Source organism: Streptomyces akebiae, from assembly GCF_019599145.1.
GTDB lineage: Bacteria > Actinomycetota > Actinomycetes > Streptomycetales > Streptomycetaceae > Streptomyces > Streptomyces akebiae.
Map to the genome: position 1 here is coordinate 4,844,155 of NZ_CP080647.1, position 25,538 is coordinate 4,869,692.

Here is a 25,538-nt window from a genome sequence, read left to right on the forward strand (position 1 = left end):
ACCGGCACGACACGGGCTGAAGCCGAGGTGGCACGCATGGCGATGTGGGATCGGATCAAGGACCAGGCCAAGGGTCTGCAGCAGCAGGCGCAGGGCGCGCGGAGCGGCAGCGGACACGGGCAGCCGGGGGCGGGCCCCATGGGTGCCATGGGAGCCGGGTCCTCGGGCTCCGGGCGGTCCTCCGGCGGCTCGAAGGCCCAGCTGGTGAGCGCGCTCAAGTCCCAGCTCACCTCCCTCAAGACGGAGCTGAAGAGCGGCGCCTACCGGGACGCCAGCATGGCCATGTGCGCGCTGGTCGCCGCCGCCGACGGGAACGTGGACCCGGCCGAGCGTCAGCACGTGGAGTCGCTGATCCTGAACAACGACGTCCTGCAGAACTTCCCCGCGGACCAGCTGCGGCAGCGCTTCAACCGGCACGTGGACCAGCTCTCCCGCAACTTCCAGCAGGGCAAGGCCGAGGCCCTCACGGAGATCGCCAAGGCCGCGAAGAAGCCGACGGAGGCGCGGGCCGTCGTCCAGACCGGCTTCGTGGTCGCGGGCGCGGACGGGTACATCGCGCAGACCGAGGAGCAGGTCCTCCGTGAGGCCTGCGCCACCCTCGGCCTGTCCCCGCAGGAGTTCGGTCTCTGACACCGGCCGGCCACACGGCGCGTGCGCCTTCCGAGAAGCCCCTGGGCCGCCCTTTCGCGGCTCAGGGCAGCGGATCCGGGCGGCGGCCCCGGCGGAGGGCTCGGCCGCACCAGACGATGACGGCCGCGTTGGCCAGGGCGCCGAGAAGCACGGCGCCGACGGCCATCGCGGCCCCGTCCGGCAGGGCGAGCCACACGAAGCCGACCGGGGCAGTGGCCAGGATGGGGACGACCATCGCCATGGACCCGCCCGAGCCGTCGTCGGAGCTCGCCGCCAGCGCCCAGACCAGCAGACCGACGCAGAGCGCGAGGTAGGCGAGGGCGAGGAGGTCGCCGGGGCCGGGGCGGCGGCGCGGGAAGGGCCGGCGCGGCGCGGGAGGGGTCGGTTCCACGGTCATGGGGCGGTCCTGGTGGTCTCGGGGTGGTCCTGCTCGGGGTGGTCCTGGTCGTCCCGGGGTGAGCCTGGGCGACTCGGGGGCTTCAGAGGTGGGTGCCCGGGGGGTTCGGGCGGGCCAGGCCCAGGTCGTAGGCGAGGATCGTGGCCTGGACGCGGTCGCGCAGGCCGAGTTTGCGGAGCAGGGCGTTGACGTGGGACTTCACGGTGCCGACGGTGATGCCGAGTTCCTCGGCGATCTCCGCGTTGGTGAGTCCGGTGGCGACCAGGGCGAGGACGCCTCGCTGGCTGTCGGTCAGGGTGTCGAGGGCACGGAGGCTGCCGGCGTCCGCCGTCGCCGGCGTCGTGCCGGACGCGTAGTGGCCGATGAGGCGACGGGTCGCGGACGGGGCGAGCACACTCTCGCCGGCGGCCACCACCCGGATGCCGGCCAGCAGTTCGGCGGCGTGCACGTCCTTGAGGAGGAAGCCGGAGGCGCCGGCGCGCAGGGCGTCGAAGACGTACGCGTCGAGGTCGAAGGTGGTCAGGACGAGGACGCGGGGCGCGTCGTCCCGGCCGGTGATGATGCGGGTCGCGGCGATGCCGTCCAGTTGGGGCATCCGTACGTCCATGACGACGACGTCCGGTGCCAGCTCCTCGGCCAGCCGCACCGCTTCGGCGCCGTCGGCGGCCTCACCGACGACCGTCATGTCCTCCTCCGCGTCGATCACGGCGGCGAATCCCGCCCGTACGATGCCCTGGTCGTCGACGACCAGCACCCTGAGGCTCATCCGTCACTTCCCTCTTCGTCCTCTGTCGCGTCGCCCTGCTGCGGAACCGGTGCCGCGGCGAGCGGCAGCCGAAGGTGGACCGTGTCCGGACCGCCGGTGGTCAGGGTGCCGCCGAGCGGCGCGACGCGGGCCGTCAGCCGCTCCCGTACGGCGGTGCGCGCGGCGCGCGGCACCCCGGTGGCGGTGAGCGTCAACGTACCGTCGTCCGCGTCGAATTCGAGCATCGCGGGTTGGTCGCCACCGGCCGCGAGGATCGTTTCGGCGGCGTGGTAGGCGGCCAGATCGACGGCCGTGGGCAGGCGCTCGGGCACCCGGTCGGTCAGCCTTATCCGGACGTCGCGGCCGGTGGCCCGGCTCTGGTGGGCGAGCAGGTCGAGGGCCTGGAGGGTGGGCTGCGGACGGCGGGCGGGGTCCGCGCCGCGTTCGCCGTCGCGGACGGTGTCGAGCAGGGCGCGCATCGCGGCGAGGGCCTCGCGGGCGCGGTCCGCGACCGCGTCGAGCCGGCCCGCCCGTGCCTCCACGACCATGTCGGCGGTCCGGGACAGCACGGTCGTCTCCAGGCCCGCCGCGATCCGCCGCCGCTCGGCCCACGCGTCCCGCACGGCCTCCTCGGTCCACACGGCGACCCGCTCGTCCCGCGCCCCCCGGGCGTCCCTCTCCCGCCGCCCGCGCACCACCCCACCCCACACGGCACCCCCCACCACGACCGTCACCCCACCGCACACCGCGACCCCGACCACCCACACGGAAACCCCGGTCCCCCGCCCGACCACGGCGACGACCCCGGCGAGGCTGTGCGCGACCACGGCCGCGAGCGGAAACACCACCGACTCGCGCATCCCGTGCGGAACGCCGCGCGCCGCGCCGTCCGCCGCGCTCGCCCTGCCCGCCGCCTCCGCCGCCCGCTCCGTCGTGGCCGTGGCTGTCGTGGGTTCCGTGGCTGTCGTGGGTTCCGTGGCTGCCCGGTGGTCCTCCGCGATCCTGCGTGCCGTCCGGGTCGCGAGGGCCGCGCAGGTGGTGAGGAGGCTCAGGGCCGGGGGGAGAAGGGGTGGGCCGGTGTAGTGGGCCGTGGTCATGGCCAGGGGCCACAGGAGGGGGAGGGCGAGGAGGGCGGTGAGAGCGGTCCGGGGGGCGCGGGGGAGCCACAGCAGCGTGAGGGCCTGGGCCGCGGCGAGCAGGGCGAAGAGGGTGCCGGGGGAGGCCTGTTCGGTGGCCGTGGCGGTGTCCGGGCGGATGACCAGCGCCGGGAGCAGGGGCTGCAGGACGAGTCCGACCGCGGCCACCAGCTGCGCCACCCGGTAGCCGCGCGGGAACGCCGCCTCCACCGGCGCCGCCGTCCGGCCGGGCAGCGCCGCCCGGATCTCCCAACCGCCCTCCCCCGTCGGCCCGCTGGTCAGCGTTCCGCCCGCCTCCCGCGCCCGCGAGCGCAGGAAGCCCTGGCCGCGCCCGCCCCCGAGGCCCGAGGCGTGCGCCGTCGTCCCGGCGGGCGGCGCCGCGCTCGTGACCACGACGTCCGTGCGGGCGTCGCCGTAGCGCACCCGCACCCGGGTGTGCGCGCCCGGCGCGTACCGGGCCACGTTGGTCAGGCCCTCGCGCACGATGCCGTACGCCGCGTCCGCGACGGCCCCGTCCGGCAGGGGGTCGATCTCGCAGTCGATCCGCTGGTCGAGGCGGCGGAACCCGGCGACCAGGTCCAGCAGCCGTTCCTCCGGCGACGGCAGGTCCTCCCGGGAGGGCGCCGGTGCCCGCACCGCACCGAGCGCACGGGTGACCTCCTGGCCGGTCTCGACGGCGAACTCCAGTGCCTCTCCGGCCAGTTCGGGCCGCTGGTCACGCAGTCCGAGCGCGGCCCCCGCCGTGACGACGACAGCCGTCAGGTGGTGGGCGCTGACATCATGCAACTCCCGTTCCATCCGCCGCCGTTCGGCCGCCGGCAGCCGATGCCGCTCCGACTCGGCCCGCTTCAGCCGCTGCTCGGCCGCCCACCGTGCGCGCCGGGACCGCCGTACGAGGAGACCGGCGCCGCAGACGGTGGCGTACAGCAGGGCGGTGAGGACGACGTCGAGGCCGGCGCGGTCGCTGAGGCCGTGCAGGCTGATCTGCTGGAGGAACTGCCAGGTGGCGAGCGCCACCGCGCACAACACGGCGGTGAAGGTGTCGCGTTCGGTCGCCACGGTGTACAGGGCCAGCGCGACGCCCGCCGTGCCGAGCAGGGCCGTCGCCCCGACGGGCAGCGGGCCCGCGCCCAGCGCGCACGCGACGGCGACCACGACGAGGGCGGCCACCGGGCGACTGCGGCGCAGCGCCAGCGCGGCCGTCACGACTCCGGCGACCAGGGCCGCCACCAGCAGGGCCGCCCCGCTCGGGACGGTCCCACGCACCAGTGCCGCCCCGGGCCACACCACGGCCTGGGCGACGATCAACAGGACCGGGAGCAGCCGGTCGTCCTCTGTCCGCATCATGGCGCCCCCAGGCTAGAGCGGAGCCGACCCGCCCCGAGTCCGGCTGAAGACCGAGGTCCTCCTCGTACCTGGGTTATAGGCGCCGACGGGGGGTGGGCCCTGCCGGAGGCCCGTCCCGCCGGAGGCCGGGACTTGTGAGGTTGGACCTCCTGGGAGCACGGGCCGTGGCTGGCGAGGGGCGCTGCCGGGGTTGCGCGGTCTGCCGGGGTCGTCGGCCGTCCTGCGTCCTGCGTCGTCGTCGCCGGGTGCGGGGCGCACAGGCCGCACAGGCCGCACAGGGCGTGCAGGGCGTGCAGGGCGTGCAGGGCGCGGGCGCTGTCCACAGGCTGTGGACAGCGCCCGCGCCCGCAGACGCCGGGCGTTCCCGCTGCCGGCGTCCGTGAGGGCTCAGGGGCGGGCGCGCGCTACGCCCAGCAACCGTTGACCGTGGCCGCGAGGCCGTCCAGGGCGTCCTTGATGTCGTTCGCCCCGGCGGTGGAGTCGTTCTCGATGAACGAGAAGACCTTCCAGCGGCCGTCCTGGGCCTGGGTGAGACCGCTGAGGGCGACGGCACCGGTGAGCGTGCCGGTCTTGGCCTTGACCTGACCGACCGCGCAGCTGGAGTCGGCGGTGTCGAAGCGCCCGAACTCCGGGCCCAGCGTGGCTCCGGCCTCACCGGAGACGGGCAGCCCGTCGATGACGTACTTCAGCGTCTGCGCGTGCCGGGGGTCGGCGGTTAGGTCGACGATGTCGGCGATGGTCCGCGCCGGGATCCGGGTCGCGCGGGACAGCCCGCTGCCGTCGTACATCGCGAAGTTGTCGAGCGAGATGCCGTACCGGGTGAGGACGTCACGCACGACGGCGGTCCCGTCCTCGAAGGTGGCGGAGCGGCCGGCGCCGAGCGCGGTGAGCCGCAGCAGCGACTCGGCGATGTCGTTGTCGCTGACCTTGAGCATCTGCTTCACGATCGTGGACAGCTTGTCGGACGTGTGCGTGGCGACGGGCACGTCGCCCTTGCCGACCATCCCGCGCGAGACCTCCCCGTCGACCGTGACCCCGCGCTCGGCGAGGAGCCCCGCGAAGACACCGCCCGCGTCGAGGGAGGTGTCCTCGACGTTGTGCGAGTCGACGACCAGGGCGCGTACGGGGGCGACGGAGTCGGGGTAGTAGCCCGTGTTCCAGCCGTTCGCGAGGGTCGGCTCCGGGAAGAGGCTGTCGTCGATACGGACCTTCACGGAGGTCAGCCCGGCGTTCTTCAGCCCGGCGACGGCGGTCTTGGCGAGTGCGTCGAGGTCGTCGGTGGTCAGTGTGCGGTCGCCGCCGCCGACGAGGGTGAGCGTGCCGTCGCCGTAGACGACCTTCGTGGTGAGCCGGTGGTCCGGGCCCAGGACCGTCAACGCGGCCGTGGCAGTGGCGAGTTTCGTGTTGGACGCGGCCATCAGCGCGGTGTCCGCGTCGTGGCCCCACACCACCTTGTCCGACTTGGCGTCGATGACGACACCGCTGAGCCTGCTGCCGAGACGGGTGTCCTGGCTGCGCGTGTCCAGGTCGTCCGCGATCTTCTGTTCGGCGGCGTCGAGCGAGGCGGCGTCGGATGCGGTGGCGTCGGGCGCGGTCGTCGCCGCCTTCGCGGTGGTCTTGTCGGCGGCGAAGGCGGACGTCCCGGCCAGGATCGTGCCGGCGACGGGGGTGACCACGGCGAGCACGGCCGCCCGCCGGAGCGCCGGGTTCGGGGCCTTGGCCTTGCGGTGCCGGCCGCTCGTGCGGAGGGAGGGGGTGGGACTGGACATGCGAGGACCTCGGTGGGGGGAGGAAAACTTGAAAGAGAAAGTAACAGTCGTCGCTCGCACTACCGCCGGGTACTTTGTGAAGACTTGACGCACTCTCTCCTTGGTGACGGCGACCACAACCACCCGGTCCGGTGCGGAAACCGGTCAGTGGAAGAGGGCCGTGAGGAGGTCGTCGCCGAGGCGGCGTACGCGTTCCAGGTGGAGTTGGCAGCAGGCGCGACGGCCGTCTCGCTCGACCATGACGAGGCCGGCCTCGCGCAGTCGGGCCAGATGCCGGGAGACCTGGGGCAGGGACATCCCGCCCCTGGTGGCCAACTCGGAGGGGGTCAGCGGCTCGCGGGCGACGGCCCGGGCGATGCGCTGCCGACCGGGGTCCCGCAGCACCTCCAACCGCCGGTGCACGGTCGCGCAACCGGGCTGGTCGTCGGTCTCCTGCAACAGCGGTACTGCACGACCGCCGCGAACCCCGGCTCGTGCTTGACCAGCAGGTGCGGGCCGCCGAACACCGGCGGCACGACCGGGACGGGTGCCGTGGCGACGTTCACGATGCCGTGGTGGAACTTGTCGAAGACCACGCGGGGCGGCCCGTCCCGGTACGAGGCCGCCGGGTCCAGGGCGGCGAGCGCCCGGCCGGGTCCGTCGTGCTCGACCGCCCTGCGCAGCCCCGGCAGTTGCCCCGAGATCGCCCGGGCGGCCCGCGCCAGATCGGGTTCCAGTGCCCGCGCGGCCCGGCCCAGCAGATCCAGCAGATCCGTACGCAGTGACTCCGGCGCGTGCAGCAGCCTGCGCGCCGGCTCCGACCGGGCCGTCGACCGTCGCTCCGCCGCCTCCAACAGCCCTTCCCGCTGGGCCTGTTCCTCCGGTACCCGGTCCAACGGCATCCCGGGGTCGGTCCCGTATGCCTCCAGGCCGCGCGCCCAGTGGATCGCCGGGGGTCCCGCAGCTCGTCGAGGACCTCGGCACCCAGATCGACGCCATGATCGAGGACGGCACCTACGTCAGGCTCTACCGGAAGCACTTCCACGACCCGATCGCCGCCGACCTCCTCACGGTCCGCCGGAAGCCGGCCTCCCAGATAGCCAGCACGGACCTGGAGCCGACGAAGATCTGACCGCGCTCCGAGGCTCCCTCGCCCCCCGCCCCCGCCCCCGCTCCCGCTCCCGGCATGCCGTTGTCAGTGCCGGGAGCTAGTCTCCGGACCAACCGACCGTACGCCCGTTTGTCCGTTTCAGGGAGGTTCTCATGGTCTCGCGGCTCAACCCGTACCTCAGTTTCGACGGCGACGCCCGGCAGGCGATGGAGTTCTACAAGGAGGTCTTCGGCGGCGAGCTGACGCTGCACACCTTCGGCAACTTCGGCCAGCCCGGCGCCCCGGAGTCCGACAAGATCATGCACGGCATGCTGGAGGCACCGAACGGCTTCACCCTCATGGGCGCCGACACCCCGCCCGGCATGGAGTACCAGCCCGGCGGCGGCTTCTCCGTGAGCCTCAGCGGCGAGGACGACACCGAACTGCGGGGCTACTGGGAGAAGCTCTCCGCGGGCGGCACCGTCTCCGTCCCGCTCGACAAGCAGATGTGGGGCGACGTCTTCGGCATGTGCACGGACCGCTTCGGCGTCCCGTGGATGGTCAACATCAGCGAGCCGCAGGGCTGATCGCCGACGGCTCGTGGAGGTGAGCGCCTACGGGCGCGGGGCCGAACGCCTACGGACGCGGGTGCGTCGTGGTGGCCGCCCGCCCAGCCCCCGCGCCCTGAGAAGCAGGGTCGGGCCCGCAGAGTCGGGCCCGCAGGGCCAGGCCCGCAGGGCCGCTGTCTTTCGAGGCCGCTGTCTTTCAGGGCCGCTGTCTTTCAGGGCCGCAGGGCCTGGTCACCACGTCGGGTGCGCGGGCCGCATCCCCCATGTGACCCGCCCGGAGGCGTACGCGCGTGCCGTGACGGCCGTCGTCGAGACGACCGGCACGGCACGCGCGTCCCTCAGCCGAAGGTGACGTTCAACTTGCCGTCGCTGCCGAAGGACCAGTGCAGCCCGCCGGAGTACGCAGAGCACCGGGACCCGTTCGTCCCGGACCAGAACTGGTTGGAGCTGTCGGAGCTGCCGATGATCCGGTCGTTCGTCCCGCTCCCGCTACGGCAGGAGGTGTTGTCGCGGAACACAGATGTACCGCCGTCGAAGTTGAAGTTCCGCTCGGTGTTGTCGATGCTCACGTTGCCGGAGACCGCCATGGTGCCCGGGTTGCTGTTCCACGTGAAACCGTGCTTGCCGTTGTCGTAGGCGATGCTGCGCCGGACGATGTGGTTCACGGCGATGTCGTCGCCGCCGAGCTTGTAGCCGTTGCGGTCGCCGTTGCCGGCCTGCGAGCCGTCGCTGAGCGTGCCGTTCTCGTAGGCGAGGGAGTCCTCGATGGTCACCGGGCCGATGGGTCCGGTGTCCGGCTTGGTGTAGAGGTCCCAGCCGTCGTCGATGTTGTTGTGGGCGACGGCGTACCGGAACACGTTCCCGGACCCGGTCGTCAGCTTCGCCGCGAACCCGTCCGCGTCCTCGCCGTCGGAGTCGGCGTTGTCGTGCGACTCGGCGCTCAGGATGAGGTTGTTGGCGGGCCACTCGCTGCTGGGCGAGGTGGAGGAGATACGGCCGAGCTGGAGCCCCGTGTCACGGTTGAAGCGGGTCACCGTGCGCTCGACGACGTTGTTGCTGCCGCCGACGTAGATGCCGTTGTCCCCGGCCCGCTCGACGACGAGGCCCTTGACGTGCCAGTACGAGGCGTTGAGCTGCAGCCCTCGGTTCGACGAACTCTCGCTCTGCGCGGAGAAGTTGAGGACCGGCGTCTCGCCCGGGTAGGCGGTCAGGGTCGTACGGGCGGCGGAGGTCCCGGAGCTGCCGACCGGGATCGTGACGGTCGACGCCTGGGCGTACGTGCCGCCGCGCAGGTAGATCGTCCCGCCGGCCGTGATCCGGCTGATGGCCGAGGTGAGGGTGGTGGGGGCCGAGACGGTGCCGGCCGCGCTGTCGGTCCCGGTCGGCGAGACGTAGAGGGCGGAACTCGACGGCGGCGGGGTGGTGTTGCCGCCGTCGGGCACGTTGGCGTCGAGGTAGTCGATGTTGGGGAGCCCGGTGGCGGCAGTGGGGTTGATCCGGATGACGTTGCTGCCCGACGTGACCGGCACGGTCAACGTCTTGGTGGTCCACGCCGTCCAGGTGCCGGTGGTCTCGAAGGACGTGGTCGCGGCGGTCGTTCCGTTCACGGTGACGCTCGCGGCCCGCGCGGCCGTGGTGCCGTTGGCGAACCGGACGGACAGGGTCGCCGTGCCCGATGCGGGTGCGGACACGGTGAACTGTGCGTAGGCGCCGGCGGCGTTGGTGCCGTTGCAGAATCCGCTGCCCGAGTATCCGGTCCAGTCGGAGTCGATCGTCCCGGTGCAGACGGCGGGTGCCGTCTCGGCCTCGTACCGGGTGGTCGCGGCCTGCGCCGCCGTACCGGACAGCGCGACCAGCAGCCCTGCCACCAGGCTTGCGCTCGCCATCGCCATGACGGGTCTCACGTGCGTCGATTGCATCGTTCGGTCTCCAGGGATGAGATCCAGAATGTGGTCCGAAGTGCATGCAGAAAGCGCTTTCCCTGGGAGGGAGTGTCCGGGGGTGAACTGAGCACGTCAATAGAACGCGCAAACTTTTGTTCACATGGATGAACCGAGATGGGCGAAGGGTCAGCGCAAAGCGGGAGACATCATCTGAGGAAGTGACGCCTGTCTGAGCATGTGAACGCCGTGCTGCGTGGGCGGTAGGCGTTACCGGCGGGCGTTGAGCCGGGCGGCCTGGCGGGTGAGGTGGGCGCGTTCGGCGAGGTTGGGGGCCTTGTCGGCGGCCTCGGTGTAGAGCCGTGCGGCTTTGGCCAGGTCGCCGTCACGCTCGTGGAGGTGGGCCGCGACCGCGGTGTGGCGGGGCAGGGAGTCGTCCAGTTCGGCGAGCGCGGCCAGACCGGCGCGGGGTCCGTCGGCCTCGCCGACGGCGACCGCGCGGTTGAGCCGGACGATGGGGTTGTCGGTCAGACGGGCCAGCTCGTCGTACCACTCGACGATCTGCACCCAGTCGGTCTCGTCGGCGGTGGGCGCGTCGGCGTGGAGAGCGGCGATGGCGGCCTGGGCCTGGAACTCGCCGAGCCGGTCGCGCGCGAGGGCCGCCTGAAGGATCCGCACGCCGTCGGCGATGAGACGCGTGTCCCACCGGCCGCGGTCCTGTTCGGCGAGCGGCACCAGGCTGCCGTCGGGCGCGGTCCGGGCGGCGCGCCGGGCGTGGTGGAGCAGCATGAGGGCGAGTAGCCCGGCCACCTCGGGATGGTCGATCGCGGCCGCGAGCTGCCGGGTGAGCCGGATGGCCTCGGCCGCGAGGTCGACGTCGCCGGAGTAGCCCTCGTTGAAGACGAGGTAGAGCACGCGCAGCACGGTGGCGACGTCGGCCGGCCGGTCGAGGCGCACGCCGGAGACAGTCCGCTTCGCCCGACTGATGCGCTGCGCCATGGTCGCCTCGGGCACGAGGTAGGCCTCGGCGATCTGCCGGGTGGTGAGCCCGCCGACGGCGCGCAGGGTGAGCGCGACCGCCGACGCGGGGGTGAGCGACGGGTGGGCGCACAGGAAGTAGAGCTGGAGCGTGTCGTCCACGGCGGGCGCGGGCCCGGCCACCGGCTCCTCCTCGACGCGGTCCTCACGCCGACGGCGGGCGGCGTCGGCGCGGGCCGCGTCGAGGAACTTGCGCCAGGCCACGGTGACCAGCCAGCCCTTGGGATCCCGCGGCGGGTCGGCCGGCCAGACGCGGAGCGCCTCGACCAGCGCGTCCTGCACGGCGTCCTCGGCCGCCGCGAAGTCGGCTCCGCGGCGGACGAGGACGGTGAGCACGCTGGGCGTGAGGCTCCTGAGCAGGACCTCGTCCATGGTGGACACCGGTGTTGTCACTCCGTGATGGTGGGCTGCACGCCGTAGAACGGGCGCACCTCCAGCCACTCGTGGATCGGCTTGCCGCCCGCACCGGGGGCGGCCGACAGCTCCCCGGCCAGCTCGACGGCACGCTCGTAGCTGTCGACGTCGATGATCATCCAGCCGGCGATCAGGTCCTTGGTCTCGGCGAACGGGCCGTCGGTGACCGGCGGGCGCCCCTCACCGTCGTAGCGGACCCACGCCCCCTCAGGCGCGAGCGCCTGGCCGTCGACGAACTCGCCGGTCTTCTCCAGCCGGGCGGCGAAGTCGTTCATGTACTGCATGTGCGCCGAGATCTCATCGGGGCTCCACTGGTCCATCGGCACGTCGTTGACCGGGGCCGGGGCGCCTCGGTAGTGCTTCAGCAGCAGGTACTTGGCCATCGTCGTACTCCTCGGGGCTCGTGCGACTCATTGTGGTCGCGTTCAACCCGGGGACGGAGCGGGACTCGGGTTCTCGACATCGCCGTCGGACTTTTTCCGGGGGACTTTTTCCGGGGACTTTTTCGGGAGCCGGGCGGGAGCGGGTGCCGGCGGTGCAAGGGCCGCGGACGGCCGGTAGCGGGGACCGCGACAGCGGCGGCCCCGGGGCGGCAGGCGGGACGGAGGGCCGGGCACGAGCCGGAAACGAAGCCGGAAACGACAAAGGCAAGGAGGTCATGCACTCCTTGCCACTCTCAACGTATAGCGCACCGGGGGGCTTGCGGCAAGGCCCCCGTGGTGCCGCAGAATCTCCGGCCTGAGCCTGAATCGACGAAAACCGGGGGCGCTTGGATGCGTGTGCTGTTGGCGAACTACGACTCGCGCGGGGGCGTCGAGCCGCTGGTGGGACTCGCGGTCCGGCTGCGTGAACTCGACGCGGAGGTGCGGGTGTGCGCGCCGCCGGACGAGGAGTTCGCGCGGCGGCTGGCAGGTGTCGGCGTACCGCTGGTGCCGTTCGGCCGCCCCGTACGTGCGCTGATGACCGCGGCGGCGCCGCCGACGCCGGGCGGCGTGCCCCGGCGTGCGGCCGAGTTGCTCGCGGAGTTCGACACGGTCGCCGAGGCGGCCGAAGGCTGTGACGTCCTGGTGGCGACGGGGCTGCTCCCGGCCGCGGCCTGTGTGCGGTCGGTGGCCGACAAGCTGGGCATTCCGTACGTGTACGCGAGCTTCCAGTCCGTCTCCTTGCCGTCGCCCCACCATCCGCCGATGGCCCGGCCGGGGCGGCCGTTGCCGACGGACACGACCGACAACCGCGCCCTCTGGGACTTCGACGCCCGGAGCGCGAACGACCTGTTCGGTGACGTGATCAACACCCACCGGACGTCGGTCGGCCTGCCACCGGTGGCCGACGTCCGCGACCACGTCTTCACCGACCGGCCGTGGCTGGCGACGGATCCGGTGCTGGATCCATGGAGGTCGCCGTCGGAGGTCGAGGTCGCGGGGGAGGGCGTACGACGCGAACCGCCGGAGGTCGAGGCCGCCGCAGAGGGCGTACGACGCGAACCGCCGGAGGTCGAGGCCGCCGCAGAGGGCGTACGACGCGAACCGCCGTCCTTCGGCCTCGGCGTCGACGGCGTCGTGCAGACCGGCACATGGATCGTGCCGGACGAGAGACCGCTCGCGGCCGAGCTGGTGGCGTTCCTGGACGCGGGCGCGCCGCCCGTGTACGTCGGCTTCGGCAGCATCGCCATCGGCGGCTCGGAGGATGTCGCCCGAGCCTGCGTCGAGGCGATCCGCGCGCACGGTCGCCGCGTGATCCTCTCCCGGGGCTGGGCGGAACTGGCCGTCCTCGACGACCGGGACGACTGCTTCGTCGTCGGCGAGGCCAACCACCACGCGCTGTTCCGCCGCGTCGCCGCCGTCGTCCACCACGGGGGCGCGGGTACGACGACGACGGCGACCTGGGCGGGCGCGCCCCAGGTGGTGGTGCCCCAGGGCGCGGACCAGCCGTACTTCGCGGGCCGGGTGGCCGACCTGGGCATCGGCGTGGCCCACGACGGCCCGACCCCGACGTTCGAGTCCCTGTCGGCGGCACTGAAGCCGGCCCTGGCGCCGGAGACGGCGGCGCGGGCGGCCGAGGTGGCCGGGATGGTCCTGCCGGACGGGGCGACGCGGGCGGCGCGGCTGCTGCTCGACACGTACGGAAGGGAGCGGCGGGGGTCGGCGGCGCCGGCGTGAGCGGGGCCCGTGCCGGCGTGAGCGGGGGGGGTGGCGGGCGGGCAGGGGCGTACGACCGGTGGGCCAGCGCCAGGGCCAGGGCCAGGGCCAGGGCCTGTGACTGGCGGGCTGGTCGACCGGCGGCCGGGGCCCACGACCGGTACTCCGGGCCCCACGACCGGCGTGAGCCGCCCCCAGGCCACGGCACACCACGCCATGCGGCACACCCACTCCCTGTGACGCACCCCCGCCCACAAGGCACCACCCCACCCCACCCCCGTCACGACGCACCCCACCCCCCGAGGCACCCCCGCCCCGCAGGACCGCCGCCCGCACCCCCACACTCGAAGCACGCGCACATGACGTTCGGAGTCAATGAGATGAACCCCCCGACCATCCCCACCAACCCCAGCGCGTTCCGCCTCCCCGACCGACTAGCCGCGAAAGCCGACCCCTCCCTCATCTCGACCGACGAGCGGCACTTCGCGGCCCTCGCCACCTGCCTCGCCCAGTCGATCGCCGAGGCCTCCGCGCAGCTCGACGCCGAACGGCGGGCCCCCGGCGGCCTGGGCCGGCACGCCATGGACCGCGACACGGAGATCCACCGCCTGACCGCCCGTCTGCGCACCCTGCGCCGCTTCGGCCTGGACCTGTGCCTCGGCCACATGGTGACCGAGGACGCCCCGGAGACCCCCGTCTACATCGGCCGCCTGGGCCTCACCGACAGCACCACGGGCCGCCGCCTGCTGATCGACTGGCGCTCCCCCGCCGCCGAGCCCTTCTTCGGCGCGACGCACGCCAACCCGATGGGCCTCACCAGCCGCCGCCGCTACCGCTGGACCGACGGCCGTGTCAGCGACTACTGGGACGAGATCTTCTCCTCCTCCGCACTCGACAGCCGCACCGACCACCACCACACCGCCGCCCTCGACGACCAGTCCGCGTTCATCGCCAGCCTGGGCACCAACAGGTCCGAGCGCATGCGGGACGTGCTCGGCACCATCCAGGCCGACCAGGACGCCGTCATCCGCGCGAGTTCCCGGGGCGCGCTGGTCGTGGACGGCGGCCCCGGCACCGGCAAGACGGTCGTCGCCCTGCACCGCTCCGCCTACCTCCTCCACTCCGACCCCCGTCTGGGCCACCGCCGGGGCGGCGTCCTCTTCGTCGGCCCCCACCGCCCGTACCTCTCCTACGTCGCCGACGTCCTGCCCAGCCTCGGCGAGGAGGGCGTGCAGACGTGCATCCTGCGGGACCTGGTCGAGGAGGGGGCGGCGGCCGGTGTCGAGCCCGACCCGGAGGTGGCGCGTCTGAAGTCGTCGGCGGCGCTGGTGGGCGGCATCGAGAAGGCCGTCCGCTTCTACGAGGAACCGCCCACCGAGGGCATGACGGTCACGACACCCTGGTCCGACATCCGGCTGAGCCCCGCCGACTGGACCGCGGCCTTCGACGCGGCGGAACCGGGCACCCCGCACAACGAGGCCCGCCACCAGGTCTGGGAGGAACTGCTCACCATCCTGACCGACAGGCACGAGGCGCAAACCGCCGCCGATCCCGCCGGGGATGCCGAGTCCGAGGCGGCCGTACCACCCGCCCTCCTGCGCAGGGCCCTCCTCCAGAACAGGGACCTGGTCACGACCTTCAACCGGGCCTGGCCGCTTCTGGAGGCGGCGGACCTGGTGGGGGACCTGTGGTCGGTACCGGCGTACCTGCGGCTGTGCGCCCCCTGGCTGACCCGTGACGAAGTGCGGCGCCTCCAGCGCGACGACCCCCAGGCCTGGACGACCTCCGACCTCCCCCTCCTCGACGCCGCCCGTCAACGCCTGGGCGACCCGGAGACGGCCCGCCGCAAACGCCGCCACGCGGCCACCCTCGCCGCCCAGCGCGAGCGCATGACCCAGGTCGTGGACAACCTGATCGAGGCGGTGTCCAACTCCGGCGCCGACGGCGACGACGGCGAAGGCCTGGTGACGATGCTGCGCGGCGAGGACGCCCAGGTGAGCCTGGTCGACGACGCCGAACTCCACACCGCCGACCCGGACCTGCTGGCGGGCCCCTTCGCCCACATCGTCGTGGACGAGGCGCAGGAACTGACCGACGCGGAATGGCAGATGCTGCTGCAGCGCTGCCCGTCCCGCAGTTTCACGATCGTCGGGGACCGCGCCCAGGCCAGGCACGGCTTCACGGAGTCCTGGGAGGACCGTCTGAAGAGGGTGGGCCTGGACCGCATCACGCAGTCCTCCCTCACCATCAACTACCGCACCCCGGAAGAGATCATGACGGAGGCGGAACCGGTGATCCGGGCCGCCCTCCCCGACGCGAACGTCCCGACGTCCATCCGCAGCAACGGCATCCCGGTCGAACGCATCCTGACGTCGGACCTGACCTCGGACCTGGCGTCGAACCTGACCTCGGACCTGGCGTCGAACCTGACCTCGGACCTGACATCAGACCTGCCCTCGGACCTGAACACCGCCCTGAACACCGCCCTGAGCACGACCCTGGGCACCTGGCTGTCCACCACCACCGACGGAACCGCGTGCGTGATCACCGCGCCGAGCTCCGCGACGCGCGTCCCCCCGACCCCCCGAGTCCGCCACCTCACCCCCGAACTGTCGAAGGGCCTCGAATTCGACCTCGTGGTCCTCATCGACCCGGAAACCTTCGGTGAGGGCATCGAGGGAGCGGTGGACCACTACGTGGCGATGACCCGGGCGACCCAACGACTGGTGATCCTCACGACCACCTCCTGAGCCCGACGTTCATCCGCCGCGAGCGGCCCCGTCCGGCCAGACGACGTCCACGGGGATCCCGGCCCCCCGCGCTGCGAGCACGGCATCGGCGGTGCCGCCGCCCTTGCCGGTGGGCGGCGCACCGTCCCATACGGCCACGAGCCGATCGGCCCGCTGGATGAGTACGGCGTTGGCGGCCTCGTACGCCTCCCGGTCGGCCGTCTCGTAGGGAAGCACGACGACCTCCCCGGCGGCCTCGACGAGCCGGTCGTACGCGTCCCCGTGCGCAGGCTCGACGGTGTTCCGCCGATAGTCGCGCGAGGGCACGACGACGATCAGCCGCCCGCCGAGACCGAGCACGGCTTCGGCGAAGACCGTGTCGGCCCCCTTGGCGATACAGGACACCCCGACGAGGGAGCTGCCGGGGCCGTCGGGGCCTCCGGGGCCGCCGGGGCGACCGTCCGCGGCGTACGGTCTGAGCAGGTCGTCCAACGCCTCACGCACGAGTGGGACGGTCTTCTCGGTCAGGTCCAGATGCCCGGTCACCGCGATGGCTGTCCGCTGTCGCGAGGCCGGGACGACCTTGGCGATGGTCATGCGATGACGCCTCCCTCTTAGCTGTCGCTCCTCTTAGCTGTCGCTCCTGCTAGCTGTCGAGCGGGACCCAGGCTCGCTCTCCCGCGTCGTTCGTGCCGTACCAGTAGTGCGGCATGCCCTTGATGCCGGTGGTGTGGAACGGGCGGCCGTCGTCGTCGATGCGGATCGTGCCGGTGCGGCCCTGGGAGGACCAGTCGAGTTCGAGGTACCAGCGGGCGTCGTAGGTCTGTGTCGTCGCGTGGACCTCCAGCACCTCCGGATCCTCGGCGGAGACACGGTACGGGAAGCGCACGGCCGGGATGATGTGCCCGCCGTCGGCACCGTTCGCGCCGTCCTTCGGCTGGGCGACGGGCCGGTCCTCGTCGAGGTTCACGGTGAAGCGACGGGGGGTGAGGTCGCTGCCGCAGCCCTGGCCCATGGAGTGGGCGTTGCCGTCGGCGGGAGTGCCGCGGCTGACGACCCTGACGTGGATCGCCTTCAGGACCACGGCCGTGGACGACCGCCCCTGCACGGAGATCTGCACCTTCGTCTGCCGCCCGTGCACCGCGCCCTGCGTCGCGGCCCACACCTCGACGTCCTGCGGGAGCGGCGGCGGAGGCACCTGCGCGACCGGCTTGTCGATGACGTAGTCGTGGTCGCAGCCCTTGTCCCAGACCAGGGGGTCGACGCTCCAGGTGAGGGGCGGGTCGGCGGCGGGCTCGGTGGCCGACGGCTGCGTGGCCGAAGGCTGCGCCGAGCGGCCGGGTGAGCCGGCGGCGGTCGTCCCGGCGGTGCCCCCGGGGCGCACGGAGCGGGACGCGTCCGTCCCGGAGGAGTGGCCGCCGGAGAGGGCGGACAGACCCGCGACGGTGATGATGACGAGCAGGGCACAGGCAGCGGCGGCGGTGGTGGACGCGAGGATCCGTCGACGGCGGCGTGCGGAGCCCGAACGGTCGCCGTATCGGCTGTCCCGGTCCCTGCCGCCGTCCCGGTCCCTGCCGCCGTCCCCGTCCCTCTCCCCCTCCCCGTCCCTCTCCCTCTCCCCGTCCCCGTCCCCGTCTGCCTCCGTGTCCCTGCCTTTACTCCTCTCCATGTCCGGTGCGGGTGCCGGAATTGCTGCCTCCGGCGAGCCGGCCGTACGCACCCGCTGCCGGGCCGCCACCGCCGACAGCCACAGTCGGTGCAGTTCGAGCCGCTCCTGAGGTGTCGCCCCGCAGAAGCCCGCGAGCCGCTCGACGGGCGCGAAGTCCTGCGGCACGCCCTCGCCCGCGCAGTACCGGTGCAGTGTGGAGGCGTTCATGTCGAGCTCGCGGGCGAGGGAGCCGTAACTCCGGCCGGTGCGGTCCTTGAGCTGACGCAGCAACGCCGCGAACTCCTCGGCATCGTCCCGAACCGACATCGTTCCCCTGTCGTCCGCCCGCGATTCCGCATCCCAGGCCCTGATATGACTGCACGTCAGGTGGGCGGGGATGGTTCCTTGTTGCCCGAAGGACGGCAGTCGTCACGCCGGACCCCGATGGTCGACGACGTCCGATACGCAGACGCCGAGGGTCGCGTTCACGGCCGCGCACGCCGGCCTTGGCTGCTGCCCGGCCGGACGGGGCGGGTGCCCCGTCGGGCCGGACGGGGCGGGCTCCGCCGTCAGTGGGCGCTCTTGGTCGCGATGTCGCTGATGTGGTTGTACCGCTCCACCAGTACGAAGAGCTTGGTCTTCTGCGCGTTCTTCCCACTGCCGAAGGTCAGCGTGACGGTGACCTCGTGTGCGTGCCCCATGCTGCCGTTGTCGGTCACCGTCCACCGCGCCGGGATGTTCTGGGCACGCAGAACGCCGTCCGCCCCGTTCTTCTTCTCCCAGGCCGCCAGCCGCTTGGCGAAGTCGGGCGTCAGGTAGTGCTTGCGGAGCGCCTTGGCCAACGCGGCGTCCGGGTTCTCGTAGTCGCCCTTCGCGTCGATGTACGCGCCGTAGAAGTCGGCGACCCGGGTCACCACGTGTCCGGACGTACCGGTGACCGACTTCGGCGCGGCGGCGGCCGGCTTCGAAACGGCGGTGGGCGACTGTGCCGAGGCAGGTACGGACGCCTGCGCCGGCATCTGCGCCGACACGCCGAGTCCGACAGCGAGGACGAGACCGGCGGCGGCCGCGCGGAGACCCGAACGACGGCGTGCGGCGACATTCCTGTTCATGTGCGTCTTCCTTCTCTGATTCGTTGAGTGGCTGCGTGCGGGAGGCCGCACATCCGGTGCTCGGGCACAGAGGTGCCCGGTACGCGGGTACGGGGAAGGTGTCGTCGCCCTACCGCTGCCGGGGCGGTCGTTGCCTCCCGGCCGGGGCGACACCCAAAGCTTCGAGGACACCGGGGATCACCACAACAGCTGTCGCCCCATCCCCGGCGGCAGAACGGTCCCACCCTTGTTGACCTGCGAGAAATGGACTCATGGGAATGCCCTGGGATGCCACCCGGACCCCGCCGGACCACGCTCGGGGCTGGAGAGGGAAGCGGCGCCGCTGTACGCCGCGCTGCCTCTTCGCTGCGGACGGCCTGACGGAGGTCCGGGATGCGCGGAGCGGGTGTGCCTGGTGTTGCCTCCGGGCGGCGCGTTGAACGTCGGCCGCTCTGCAACCGCTCCCCATCAGTGGGCGGGGAGAGCGGTGCCACCGAAATCACCACTGTGAGTCCTGGGCGGCCCAGGCACGCGCCAGTGGCGCACCCTCTTGCCGGACGCACTGTCAGCGGAAGGAACCGGCGTACCGCTTCACCTGGTTCATCCAACGGAGCCGGAGGTGCCGGATGGCAGGCCCCTCCGACACCCCGCCCTCCCTCAAGGGCTGTCCGGGCTCCCGTGCTCCCGTGCTCCCGCGCTCAGCCCACCGTCGAGGGATTCACTGAGCGAGTCCGGGTGATGGCGTAGCCGAAAGCAGTTGCCAGGACGTACATCAGAACCGAGTAGACGGCACTGGGAATGGCGACCTCGGTGCTGTCGAGGATGCTCAGTGCGATGGTGAGGGCCACGGTGGTGTTGTGGATCCCCACCTCCATGGCGCTGGCGACGGCCTGAGGCTCATCGAGGCGAAGGGCTCTGGCACCGCCGTAGCCGATGCTGAGGCTCGCGAGGCAGAAGATGCCGGTGACCAGGCCGACCTGGCGAAGGTAGTCCGCGAGGTTCTCCCGCTCTCCCAGCAGCGCCGCCAGGGACACGGCGACCAGGACGGCGATGGAGAACACCCGGACCGGACGGTCCGCGCGGGCGGCAAAGTCGGCGGACCGCTTCCGGACGAGCATGCCGATCCCGACCGGGATGAGCACGATGGCGATCACCTGCAACACCTTGCCGAATTGCAGTCCCAGGTCGCCCTCGGCGTCGAAGTGGCTGATGGCCAGGTTGGTGACGAGGGGAATGGTGACGGCCGCGAGCACGGAATTGATCGCGGTGAGGGTGATGTTGAACGCCACATCCCCGCGGAACAGGTGGCTGAAGAGATTGGCGGTGGTACCGCCCGGGGACGCGGCCAGCAGCATCACGCCCACGGCGAGCAGCGGGTCCACGTCGAAGACCTTGACCAGCCCGAAGGCGACCAGCGGCAGCACCACGATCTGCACGGTCAGCGCGAACCCCACCGCTTTCGGCGAACGGGCCACCCGCCTGAAGTCGGCCGTGGTGAGCGAGAGCCCGAGACCGAACATGATGATGGCGAGCGCGACGGGCAAGCCGGCGGTGATCAGCGCTGAATCCTTCATGCCTCACGCTTCCTGGAGGACGGCATGACGGCAGCGGAGACTGCGAGAACTGCCGCACGGCCCGTAGGTCGCCACAGTGAAGCAGCACCGACCCTCTGTTACAAGGTTTGAGCTGATCGGCGTGATGGGTGACCCGACGACTCTGGCGCCAAGTGCGGCACGTATGGCACGACATGTACGGCTTCAGGGCAGGACGAGGACCATGACGTCGTACAACGGGGCGTCAGGGAAAGGCAGTTACTGCCCGCCTGCTCGTACCCCAGGTCTCGCACATGTCCCGCAGAACGAGGTTCCACAGACGCGCTTACGTTCTCAACGGCACCGTCACCGTTGACTCGATCTGACTCCGGCCCCGGTCACGACCCACTGAAGAGACCAAGAGACCTAGTAGTACCCCTTTGTTCCGTCGAGCAGCTCTCTCACGATGTCCGCGTGCCCCGCGTGCCGTCCGGTCTCTTCGACGAGATGGATGAGCATCCAGCGAAGGTTGGCGTTGCCTGCGCGGAAGTCGGGGTGGCGGCCGACGTCGTCCAGTGATGCCTCGGCCACAATCTCGTTGCTTCGGACGCACTGGGCCTCGTACTCCGCGAGCAGCTGCTTCAGCGAGATGCCGTCGGTACGCCAGTCCGAGTCCTCGCCCATCGCGACCAAGGACGGATTCTGCGTCTTGTCGCCGCCCAGGAACAGCACCTCCAGCCAGGTGTGCTCGACCCACCGCATATGGCTGATGATCCCGGCCATCGTCATCGCCGGCGAGGTCGGGATGACGGAGCGGTGCGCGTCAGCCTCGCTCAGGCCCTCGCATTTCCATCTCAAGATCTGTCGTTGCAGATCCAACCAACCGATGAGCGCGGTGCGTTCGTCGGCCTGCAAAGGGGGACGCTCAAGTGAGGGTGACATGCCTGCACGTTAGGGCGCTCGGTCTCCGGATACCGCCTGGTTTTCGATTCAAGATGCGCCAGACACAACCCAGGGTCGCCTCAAGCACCGTTACAGCCATGGCTCAGCCCTGAGGCGCCGCCCACCGCACTTCACCGCGCGGGCGTCTCGATAGGGATCTCGTAGGCGATCTCCCATCGTACGTCCGGAACAGTGATGTCCGCCGCCTCCACGGGGCGTCCGTCACTGTCGTGGTAGGTCCGCTCGATACGGGTCAACAGCTCACCGACACTGACGCCGAGCAGATTGGCCTCTTCCTGCACGAGCACACCCGCACGTGCGCCGCCGGCTGCAAGGGCACCCCCAAGGCCCAGGACGGCCGCGAGGACGGCCGCCGACTGTGGGGCACGTACCGCCTCACGCGAATCGGAAAGACGGCGACATCATGAGCTGGACCATCGAACACCCACCCGGCCGCCCGGTACGCCGCACCGACGACAACCGCCTCGCCGTACCGCTCCGCCTGTCCCTCACCGACGGCCACGCCACCGACACCGAACTCACCCTCACCCTCGCCGAGGCCGAACACCTGCACGCCGCACTCTGCCGAGCGCTCGACGGCGAACCGACACCGCCGGCCGCGCCGGAGTGCCGCCAGTCGCCCCAGGCCTCGCCGGGGGCAGCGCACATCGTCGGGCGCGCACACAACAGTGGGGCAGGGCGCCGTGAGGACGGCTTCGGCGCGCAGCTCCGGGCCGCCGCCGACCGTGGCGATCTGACCTACCAGCCGACGCATTTGGTGGTGTGTTCCCTGCTCACGGTCGGCGTCGACACTGCCGGGCGCGTCGTGCCCGGACATCCCGAAATATTGCAATTACCCACCGGTAGGGATATTTGACCCTAGTGAACCTCTGAGGTCTCTGTGAAAAGTGAGGCGTACAGAAGCCTCCTGCCCGACAGGGCCCTGACCTACAGGGACGGGCATGCAGAGAAGGGCTACACGCAGATGAACTCGGTCTCCGATCCAGCCACGCCGCCGAGGGCGGGCCGCCGCGGGCACAAGCGCGGCTCCCGGTGGTTCAAGGGGAAGTTCCTGATCCCCTTCCTCGCCGTCGCCACCCTGCTGGGCGGCGCCGCCGCGGTAATCCCCCAGCTCCAGGAGAAGGCCAGCGCGGCCAACGACGGCAACGACATCACCTGGGACATCGGTAACGGGAACGCCGGCGCGTCCCGCTACAGCACCATGCTGGAGGCGGTGCGGCAGCGCGCGTCACAGGGCCGGTTCGTGCTCGACAGGACGCACCGCACCCGCCCCGACGCCACCGATGACTTCTTCAGCGTCGACATCAGCGTGCAGGACGAGGGCACGAGCACCCCGAACCGGATCCGGGTGCACATCCGCGCCAGCGACCTGTTCGTCGTCGGCTGGCTCAACCAGAACGAGAACATCTACAACCGGCTCGATACGAAAAAAAGGGACGAAGACCCCGAACCAGCTCCCCCCCTCGTGGACTGTGCACCAAATGGTGGGGCCTGCCTGCAGGCCTCGGTGCACGACACCCCCTTCGACGGCAGCTACCTCTCTCTGGAGCGCCAGGTCGGCGACCGCGCGAACATCCCACTCTCTCCCAACTCGGTCCGGCAGGCGGTCCGCGACCTGTCCAGGAGCGGGTCCACCAATGCCCAGCAGGCCCGCGGCATGATCGTTCTCATCCAGGCGATCTCCGAGGCCGCCCGGTTCCGCCCGATCGAGGAGCTGATCCGCAACACCTACACCACCGAGGCGGCGACTCCGTCGCCGGCCATCCTGGAGCTCGAGAACAGCTGGGACCCCATGTCCGAGATCGCCCACCGGCATGTCAACAACCCCAACGACGAGGTCATCAACACACTCATGCGCACGCACGCGGGCGTCCTGGGTGATCTCGGGATAACCAATTCCCGGGACGTGGCCGTCGCGCTGCTCGGGATATCGATCACCGTAGTCATCCCCTAGCGACGACCCGGGCGACCGGCAGATCGACGACATACCGGTGCCGAGCGGCCGGGCCATACGCGATGTGCGCGCCCGGCCGCTCGGTCATATGAACGGAGCCTGGCGACCTTCATCGCCGGAGTCGTCTCGGGCACGAAGACGGTGGCCGGACCGCCCTGCCGCCGGGCGGCCCCCGCCCAGGCCAGCCCGGCGTTGCCGCCCGCCAGTCCGGCGACGCCGTCACCGAGTGCGCACCAGCAATCAGACCTTTTCCGCCACCACCCGCGAATGCCCGGCAGTCAACAGATCAACGTCCCCTCCCGGAACACCACTCCGGACGGGCGGTGCCGCCAGGCTGGTCCGCCGGCCACGATCTCCTGATCCCACATGGATCCGGACGAGGAAAGCACGGTGCCCGCTCGTGTGCTCCGGGGATCAGAGAAGGTCTCGCCAGAAAGGGGCCGTCGCCTGCGGGTTTGAGGCGAAGCTCAGTAGTTGTCACCGGCCGAGCCGGATGAGGTGGCGAATGAGACCAATGAAGCAGCGTGGTTGTCACCAACACGGCCCGCGGCTTGTCACTGCTGCTCACTCAGCAGCCTTTCCGTCACCAGTCCCGCGAGCAGCAGCTGGAGGGGTGCGCGGCCGTAGGCGCTCGCCCTGCGGTCCGAACATGATCAGGTACTCGACGGGACCGCCGGGGCCGGCGTTCGCCACCCCGTGCGGGGTGCGGGTGTCGAACTCGGCGACATCCCCAGGGGTCAGGATGAGGTCTTGGTCGCCGAGCACGAGCCACAGCCGCCCGTACAGAACGCACAGCACTCGTGGCCATCGTGGGAGACCTGACGGGGCCGCGCGGGCGGGTCCTCGGGGGCGGGCAGGACGTGCTTGTGGGCGTGCAGACCGCCGACGTACCGGGTCAATGGCAGCACCGCCTTGTCGTCGCCGAAGCTCAGCGGCGCCGTAGCGCGCGGCTCGGCCGCGGGGGCGGGTGCGGTGCCGGTCAGTTCGTCCAGGGAGACGTCGTACTCCTTCGACAGGTTCAGCAGCACCTCCAGGGTGGGCTTGCGCCGGCCGGTCTCGATCCGCGACAGCGTGCTGGTCGAGATGCCGGTCGCGTGGCTGACACCGGCGAGCGTCGCGCCGTGGTGCTCGCGCGCGGCTCGCAACCGGGGCCCCATCGCGGCCGGCGTGCCGTCCACGTCGTCGACTGCCACCTTTCCCGCTCCTTCTTGCCGTGCCGCTCCACCGCTCTGTGCTGCGAGTTTGCCAGAAGGGCAAGGCTGATCGCGTCGGGCGGGTGCCGCGCCGCATGATCGATGGGTAGCCGCGTCCGCCCGCCCGATCCGAGGAGAAGCCCATGCAGCCCGAGCCGACCGCCGAGCTCCGTCACCGCACCGTCGAGGCCCCGGCCGGGCGCCTGCACCTGGTCGAGCAGGGCACCGGCCCGCTGGTCCTGCTCGTGCACGGCTTTCCCGAGTCCTGGTATTCCTGGCGCCGCCAGCTCCCGGCCCTCGCCGCGGCCGGCCACCGGGCGGTGGCGATCGACGTGCGCGGCTACGGCCGCTCCTCCAAGCCGGAGGCGACCGACGCCTACCGGATGCTCGACCTGGTGGAGGACAACGTCGCCGTCGTGCGCGCCCTCGGGGAGGAAAGCGCGGTGGTCGTCGGCCACGACTGGGGCTCCAACATCGCCGCCGCCTCCGCCCTGCTCCACCCCGAGGTCTTCCGCGCCGTCGGCCTGCTGAGCGTCCCTTACACCCCGCCCGGCGGCCCCCGCCCCACCGACATCTTCGGCCAGCTCGGCGGCCCTGAGCAGGAGTTCTACGTCTCCTACTTCCAGGAGCCCGGCCGCGCCGAGGCGGAGATCGAGCCCGACATCCGGGGCTGGCTCGCGGGCTTCTACGCGGCCCTGTCCGCCGACACCATGCCCGCCCGGGGCGAGCCCGACCCGCACTTCGTCACCCGCGGCGGCGGCCGACTGCGCGACCGCTTCCCCGCCGGCTCGCTCCCGGCCTGGCTGAGCGAGGACGACCTCGACGTCTACGCCGGGGAGTTCGAGCGCACAGGGATCACCGGCGCACTCAACCGTTACCGCACCATGGACCGAGACTGGGAAGACCTCGCCCCGCACCGCGGAGCCCCGATCAAACAGCCGTCCCTGTTCATCGGCGGCGCCCAGGACGCCTCCACCACCTGGATGTCCGACGCCATCGACGCCTACCCCACTACTCTCCCCGCCCTGTCCGCCTCCCACCTCCTGGATGGCTGCGGCCACTGGATCCAGCAGGAACGCCCCGAAGAGGTCAACCACCTGCTGACCGACTGGCTCGCCACCCTCCAGGGACCAACCAGGCACGGATGCTGACGCTGGGGCCGGTGGCGCGGTACCTGGCGGAGGCAGAGGCATGCGCTGACAAGAGATGACCGACATCGTCCGCGGACCCGCTCCGTGCCAAGGTGAGGCCATGAGCCGTTTCGATCGATGACGAGCTGAGGTCGGCGGTTCGGTA

Annotated in this window: 22 protein-coding genes and 2 pseudogenes; 8 read left to right on the forward strand and 16 right to left on the reverse strand. The window is 71.6% G+C overall.

The features are described from left to right. Nucleotides 1–36: 36 nt before the first annotated feature. Nucleotides 37–630, forward strand: a complete 594-nt coding sequence (locus tag K1J60_RS20860) for a tellurite resistance TerB family protein (RefSeq protein ID WP_220647533.1) — start codon at nucleotides 37–39, stop codon at nucleotides 628–630. A 61-nt stretch (nucleotides 631–691) separates the two neighbouring features. Here K1J60_RS20860 and K1J60_RS20865 read toward each other — a convergent pair whose 3' ends face one another. The 6 genes from K1J60_RS20865 to K1J60_RS20885 all read right to left on the reverse strand — a co-directional run bounded on the left by K1J60_RS20865 (nucleotide 692) and on the right by K1J60_RS20885 (nucleotide 6,905). Then, complete coding sequence (locus K1J60_RS20865; RefSeq protein ID WP_259407829.1) at nucleotides 692–1,027, reverse strand: SCO4225 family membrane protein; 336 nt, start codon at nucleotides 1,025–1,027, stop codon at nucleotides 692–694. Between the two features lie 82 nt (nucleotides 1,028–1,109). Next, the gene (locus tag K1J60_RS20870; protein ID WP_220647534.1) at nucleotides 1,110–1,793 is read right to left on the reverse strand and encodes a response regulator; all 684 of its coding nucleotides are present in this window, start codon (nucleotides 1,791–1,793) and stop codon (nucleotides 1,110–1,112) included. Continuing rightward, nucleotides 1,790–4,252 carry a sensor histidine kinase gene (locus K1J60_RS46785; RefSeq protein WP_220651591.1) on the reverse strand — a complete coding sequence of 821 codons (2,463 nt, stop codon included), beginning with the start codon at nucleotides 4,250–4,252 and terminating at the stop codon, nucleotides 1,790–1,792. The genes K1J60_RS20870 and K1J60_RS46785 overlap by 4 nt, the downstream gene beginning before the upstream one ends. Before the next feature lie 407 nt (nucleotides 4,253–4,659). Continuing rightward, the gene (dacB, locus tag K1J60_RS20880) at nucleotides 4,660–6,024 is read right to left on the reverse strand and encodes a D-alanyl-D-alanine carboxypeptidase/D-alanyl-D-alanine endopeptidase (RefSeq protein ID WP_220647535.1); all 1,365 of its coding nucleotides are present in this window, start codon (nucleotides 6,022–6,024) and stop codon (nucleotides 4,660–4,662) included. A 144-nt stretch (nucleotides 6,025–6,168) separates the two neighbouring features. Continuing rightward, the gene (locus tag K1J60_RS45990) at nucleotides 6,169–6,426 is read right to left on the reverse strand and encodes an ArsR/SmtB family transcription factor (protein WP_259407830.1); all 258 of its coding nucleotides are present in this window, start codon (nucleotides 6,424–6,426) and stop codon (nucleotides 6,169–6,171) included. Next, nucleotides 6,351–6,905 (reverse strand): small VCP/p97-interacting protein, encoded by a 555-nt coding sequence (locus K1J60_RS20885; protein WP_259407831.1) that lies wholly within the window; start codon nucleotides 6,903–6,905, stop codon nucleotides 6,351–6,353. The genes K1J60_RS45990 and K1J60_RS20885 overlap by 76 nt, the downstream gene beginning before the upstream one ends. Before the next feature lie 17 nt (nucleotides 6,906–6,922). On the opposite strand from K1J60_RS20885, the gene K1J60_RS20890 reads away from it, so the two are divergent. Further along, nucleotides 6,923–7,135, forward strand: coding sequence for a transporter substrate-binding domain-containing protein (locus K1J60_RS20890; RefSeq protein ID WP_220647536.1), 213 nt, complete (start codon nucleotides 6,923–6,925; stop codon nucleotides 7,133–7,135). 131 nt (nucleotides 7,136–7,266) lie between these two features. Beyond that, nucleotides 7,267–7,680, forward strand: coding sequence for a VOC family protein (locus tag K1J60_RS20895; RefSeq protein WP_220647537.1), 414 nt, complete (start codon nucleotides 7,267–7,269; stop codon nucleotides 7,678–7,680). Nucleotides 7,681–8,000: 320 nt separating this feature from the next. Here the strand turns inward: K1J60_RS20895 and K1J60_RS20900 are convergent, their stop codons facing one another. The 3 genes from K1J60_RS20900 to K1J60_RS20910 form a co-directional block, all read right to left on the reverse strand. Beyond that, nucleotides 8,001–9,548: a carbohydrate-binding protein gene (locus K1J60_RS20900; RefSeq protein ID WP_259407832.1), complete on the reverse strand. Its 1,548-nt coding sequence runs from the start codon at nucleotides 9,546–9,548 to the stop codon at nucleotides 8,001–8,003. 264 nt (nucleotides 9,549–9,812) lie between these two features. Continuing rightward, nucleotides 9,813–10,952 (reverse strand): RNA polymerase sigma factor, encoded by a 1,140-nt coding sequence (locus K1J60_RS20905; RefSeq protein ID WP_220651592.1) that lies wholly within the window; start codon nucleotides 10,950–10,952, stop codon nucleotides 9,813–9,815. Nucleotides 10,953–10,969: 17 nt separating this feature from the next. Further along, nucleotides 10,970–11,377: a YciI family protein gene (locus tag K1J60_RS20910; RefSeq protein WP_220647539.1), complete on the reverse strand. Its 408-nt coding sequence runs from the start codon at nucleotides 11,375–11,377 to the stop codon at nucleotides 10,970–10,972. Between the two features lie 390 nt (nucleotides 11,378–11,767). Here K1J60_RS20910 and K1J60_RS45995 point away from each other — a divergent pair, with 390 nt between their 5' ends. After that, entirely contained in the window at nucleotides 11,768–13,153 is a 1,386-nt protein-coding gene (locus tag K1J60_RS45995) for a glycosyltransferase (protein ID WP_259407833.1), read from the forward strand. Between the two features lie 359 nt (nucleotides 13,154–13,512). Continuing rightward, nucleotides 13,513–15,882, forward strand: coding sequence for an RNA polymerase recycling motor ATPase HelR (gene helR / locus K1J60_RS20920; protein WP_259407834.1), 2,370 nt, complete (start codon nucleotides 13,513–13,515; stop codon nucleotides 15,880–15,882). A 9-nt stretch (nucleotides 15,883–15,891) separates the two neighbouring features. On the opposite strand, the gene K1J60_RS20930 is transcribed toward helR, so the two are convergent. The 6 genes and pseudogenes from K1J60_RS20930 to K1J60_RS20955 all read right to left on the reverse strand — a co-directional run. Then, nucleotides 15,892–16,458: a hypothetical protein gene (locus K1J60_RS20930; protein ID WP_220647540.1), complete on the reverse strand. Its 567-nt coding sequence runs from the start codon at nucleotides 16,456–16,458 to the stop codon at nucleotides 15,892–15,894. 49 nt (nucleotides 16,459–16,507) lie between these two features. Beyond that, nucleotides 16,508–17,836 (reverse strand): helix-turn-helix domain-containing protein, encoded by a 1,329-nt coding sequence (locus K1J60_RS20935; RefSeq protein ID WP_220647541.1) that lies wholly within the window; start codon nucleotides 17,834–17,836, stop codon nucleotides 16,508–16,510. Nucleotides 17,837–18,078: 242 nt separating this feature from the next. Continuing rightward, nucleotides 18,079–18,621, reverse strand: a complete 543-nt coding sequence (locus K1J60_RS20940; protein WP_220647542.1) for a hypothetical protein — start codon at nucleotides 18,619–18,621, stop codon at nucleotides 18,079–18,081. 677 nt (nucleotides 18,622–19,298) lie between these two features. Next, entirely contained in the window at nucleotides 19,299–20,174 is an 876-nt protein-coding gene (locus K1J60_RS20945) for a bile acid:sodium symporter family protein (RefSeq protein WP_220647543.1), read from the reverse strand. Nucleotides 20,175–20,558: 384 nt separating this feature from the next. Further along, nucleotides 20,559–21,074: a DinB family protein gene (locus K1J60_RS20950; protein ID WP_220647544.1), complete on the reverse strand. Its 516-nt coding sequence runs from the start codon at nucleotides 21,072–21,074 to the stop codon at nucleotides 20,559–20,561. Nucleotides 21,075–21,205: 131 nt separating this feature from the next. Further along, nucleotides 21,206–21,391 (reverse strand): annotated as a pseudogene (locus K1J60_RS20955) (UTRA domain-containing protein); the annotation flags it as partial. Nucleotides 21,392–21,498: 107 nt separating this feature from the next. Between K1J60_RS20955 and K1J60_RS20960 the strand changes: the two are divergent. Then, nucleotides 21,499–21,951 carry a hypothetical protein gene (locus K1J60_RS20960; protein WP_220647545.1) on the forward strand — a complete coding sequence of 151 codons (453 nt, stop codon included), beginning with the start codon at nucleotides 21,499–21,501 and terminating at the stop codon, nucleotides 21,949–21,951. A gap of 108 nt (nucleotides 21,952–22,059) precedes the next feature. Beyond that, a complete protein-coding gene (locus K1J60_RS20965) occupies nucleotides 22,060–23,049 on the forward strand; it encodes a ribosome-inactivating family protein (protein ID WP_220647546.1) in 990 nt (329 codons plus the stop codon). A gap of 564 nt (nucleotides 23,050–23,613) precedes the next feature. Here K1J60_RS20965 and K1J60_RS20970 read toward each other — a convergent pair. After that, nucleotides 23,614–24,242: pseudogene (locus tag K1J60_RS20970) on the reverse strand (helix-turn-helix domain-containing protein). A 143-nt stretch (nucleotides 24,243–24,385) separates the two neighbouring features. Between K1J60_RS20970 and K1J60_RS20975 the strand changes: the two are divergent. Then, nucleotides 24,386–25,393 carry an alpha/beta fold hydrolase gene (locus tag K1J60_RS20975; RefSeq protein WP_220647547.1) on the forward strand — a complete coding sequence of 336 codons (1,008 nt, stop codon included), beginning with the start codon at nucleotides 24,386–24,388 and terminating at the stop codon, nucleotides 25,391–25,393. The last annotated feature ends 145 nt before the right edge of the window (nucleotides 25,394–25,538 follow it).

Excerpts from the sequence above, each read along its gene's own strand:
- K1J60_RS20865 (WP_259407829.1), bottom strand. The coding sequence starts at position 1,027 with ATGACCGTGGAACCGACCCCTCCCGCGCCGCGCCGGCCCTTCCCGCGC.
- K1J60_RS45995 (WP_259407833.1), top strand. The coding sequence starts at position 11,768 with ATGCGTGTGCTGTTGGCGAACTACGACTCGCGCGGGGGCGTCGAGCCG.
- dacB (WP_220647535.1), bottom strand. The coding sequence starts at position 6,024 with ATGTCCAGTCCCACCCCCTCCCTCCGCACGAGCGGCCGGCACCGCAAG.
- K1J60_RS20940 (WP_220647542.1), bottom strand. The coding sequence starts at position 18,621 with ATGAACAGGAATGTCGCCGCACGCCGTCGTTCGGGTCTCCGCGCGGCC.
- K1J60_RS20905 (WP_220651592.1), bottom strand. The coding sequence starts at position 10,952 with ATGGACGAGGTCCTGCTCAGGAGCCTCACGCCCAGCGTGCTCACCGTC.
- K1J60_RS20945 (WP_220647543.1), bottom strand. The coding sequence starts at position 20,174 with ATGAAGGATTCAGCGCTGATCACCGCCGGCTTGCCCGTCGCGCTCGCC.
- K1J60_RS20965 (WP_220647546.1), top strand. The coding sequence starts at position 22,060 with ATGAACTCGGTCTCCGATCCAGCCACGCCGCCGAGGGCGGGCCGCCGC.
- K1J60_RS20900 (WP_259407832.1), bottom strand. The coding sequence starts at position 9,548 with ATGGCGAGCGCAAGCCTGGTGGCAGGGCTGCTGGTCGCGCTGTCCGGT.
- K1J60_RS20860 (WP_220647533.1), top strand. The coding sequence starts at position 37 with ATGGCGATGTGGGATCGGATCAAGGACCAGGCCAAGGGTCTGCAGCAG.
- K1J60_RS20935 (WP_220647541.1), bottom strand. The coding sequence starts at position 17,836 with ATGTCGGTTCGGGACGATGCCGAGGAGTTCGCGGCGTTGCTGCGTCAG.
- K1J60_RS46785 (WP_220651591.1), bottom strand. The coding sequence starts at position 4,252 with ATGCGGACAGAGGACGACCGGCTGCTCCCGGTCCTGTTGATCGTCGCC.
- K1J60_RS20890 (WP_220647536.1), top strand. The coding sequence starts at position 6,923 with ATGCCTCCAGGCCGCGCGCCCAGTGGATCGCCGGGGGTCCCGCAGCTC.
- K1J60_RS20885 (WP_259407831.1), bottom strand. The coding sequence starts at position 6,905 with ATGCCGTTGGACCGGGTACCGGAGGAACAGGCCCAGCGGGAAGGGCTG.
- helR (WP_259407834.1), top strand. The coding sequence starts at position 13,513 with ATGAACCCCCCGACCATCCCCACCAACCCCAGCGCGTTCCGCCTCCCC.
- K1J60_RS20930 (WP_220647540.1), bottom strand. The coding sequence starts at position 16,458 with ATGACCATCGCCAAGGTCGTCCCGGCCTCGCGACAGCGGACAGCCATC.
- K1J60_RS20950 (WP_220647544.1), bottom strand. The coding sequence starts at position 21,074 with ATGTCACCCTCACTTGAGCGTCCCCCTTTGCAGGCCGACGAACGCACC.
- K1J60_RS20870 (WP_220647534.1), bottom strand. The coding sequence starts at position 1,793 with ATGAGCCTCAGGGTGCTGGTCGTCGACGACCAGGGCATCGTACGGGCG.
- K1J60_RS20975 (WP_220647547.1), top strand. The coding sequence starts at position 24,386 with ATGCAGCCCGAGCCGACCGCCGAGCTCCGTCACCGCACCGTCGAGGCC.
- K1J60_RS20895 (WP_220647537.1), top strand. The coding sequence starts at position 7,267 with ATGGTCTCGCGGCTCAACCCGTACCTCAGTTTCGACGGCGACGCCCGG.
- K1J60_RS20910 (WP_220647539.1), bottom strand. The coding sequence starts at position 11,377 with ATGGCCAAGTACCTGCTGCTGAAGCACTACCGAGGCGCCCCGGCCCCG.
- K1J60_RS20960 (WP_220647545.1), top strand. The coding sequence starts at position 21,499 with ATGAGCTGGACCATCGAACACCCACCCGGCCGCCCGGTACGCCGCACC.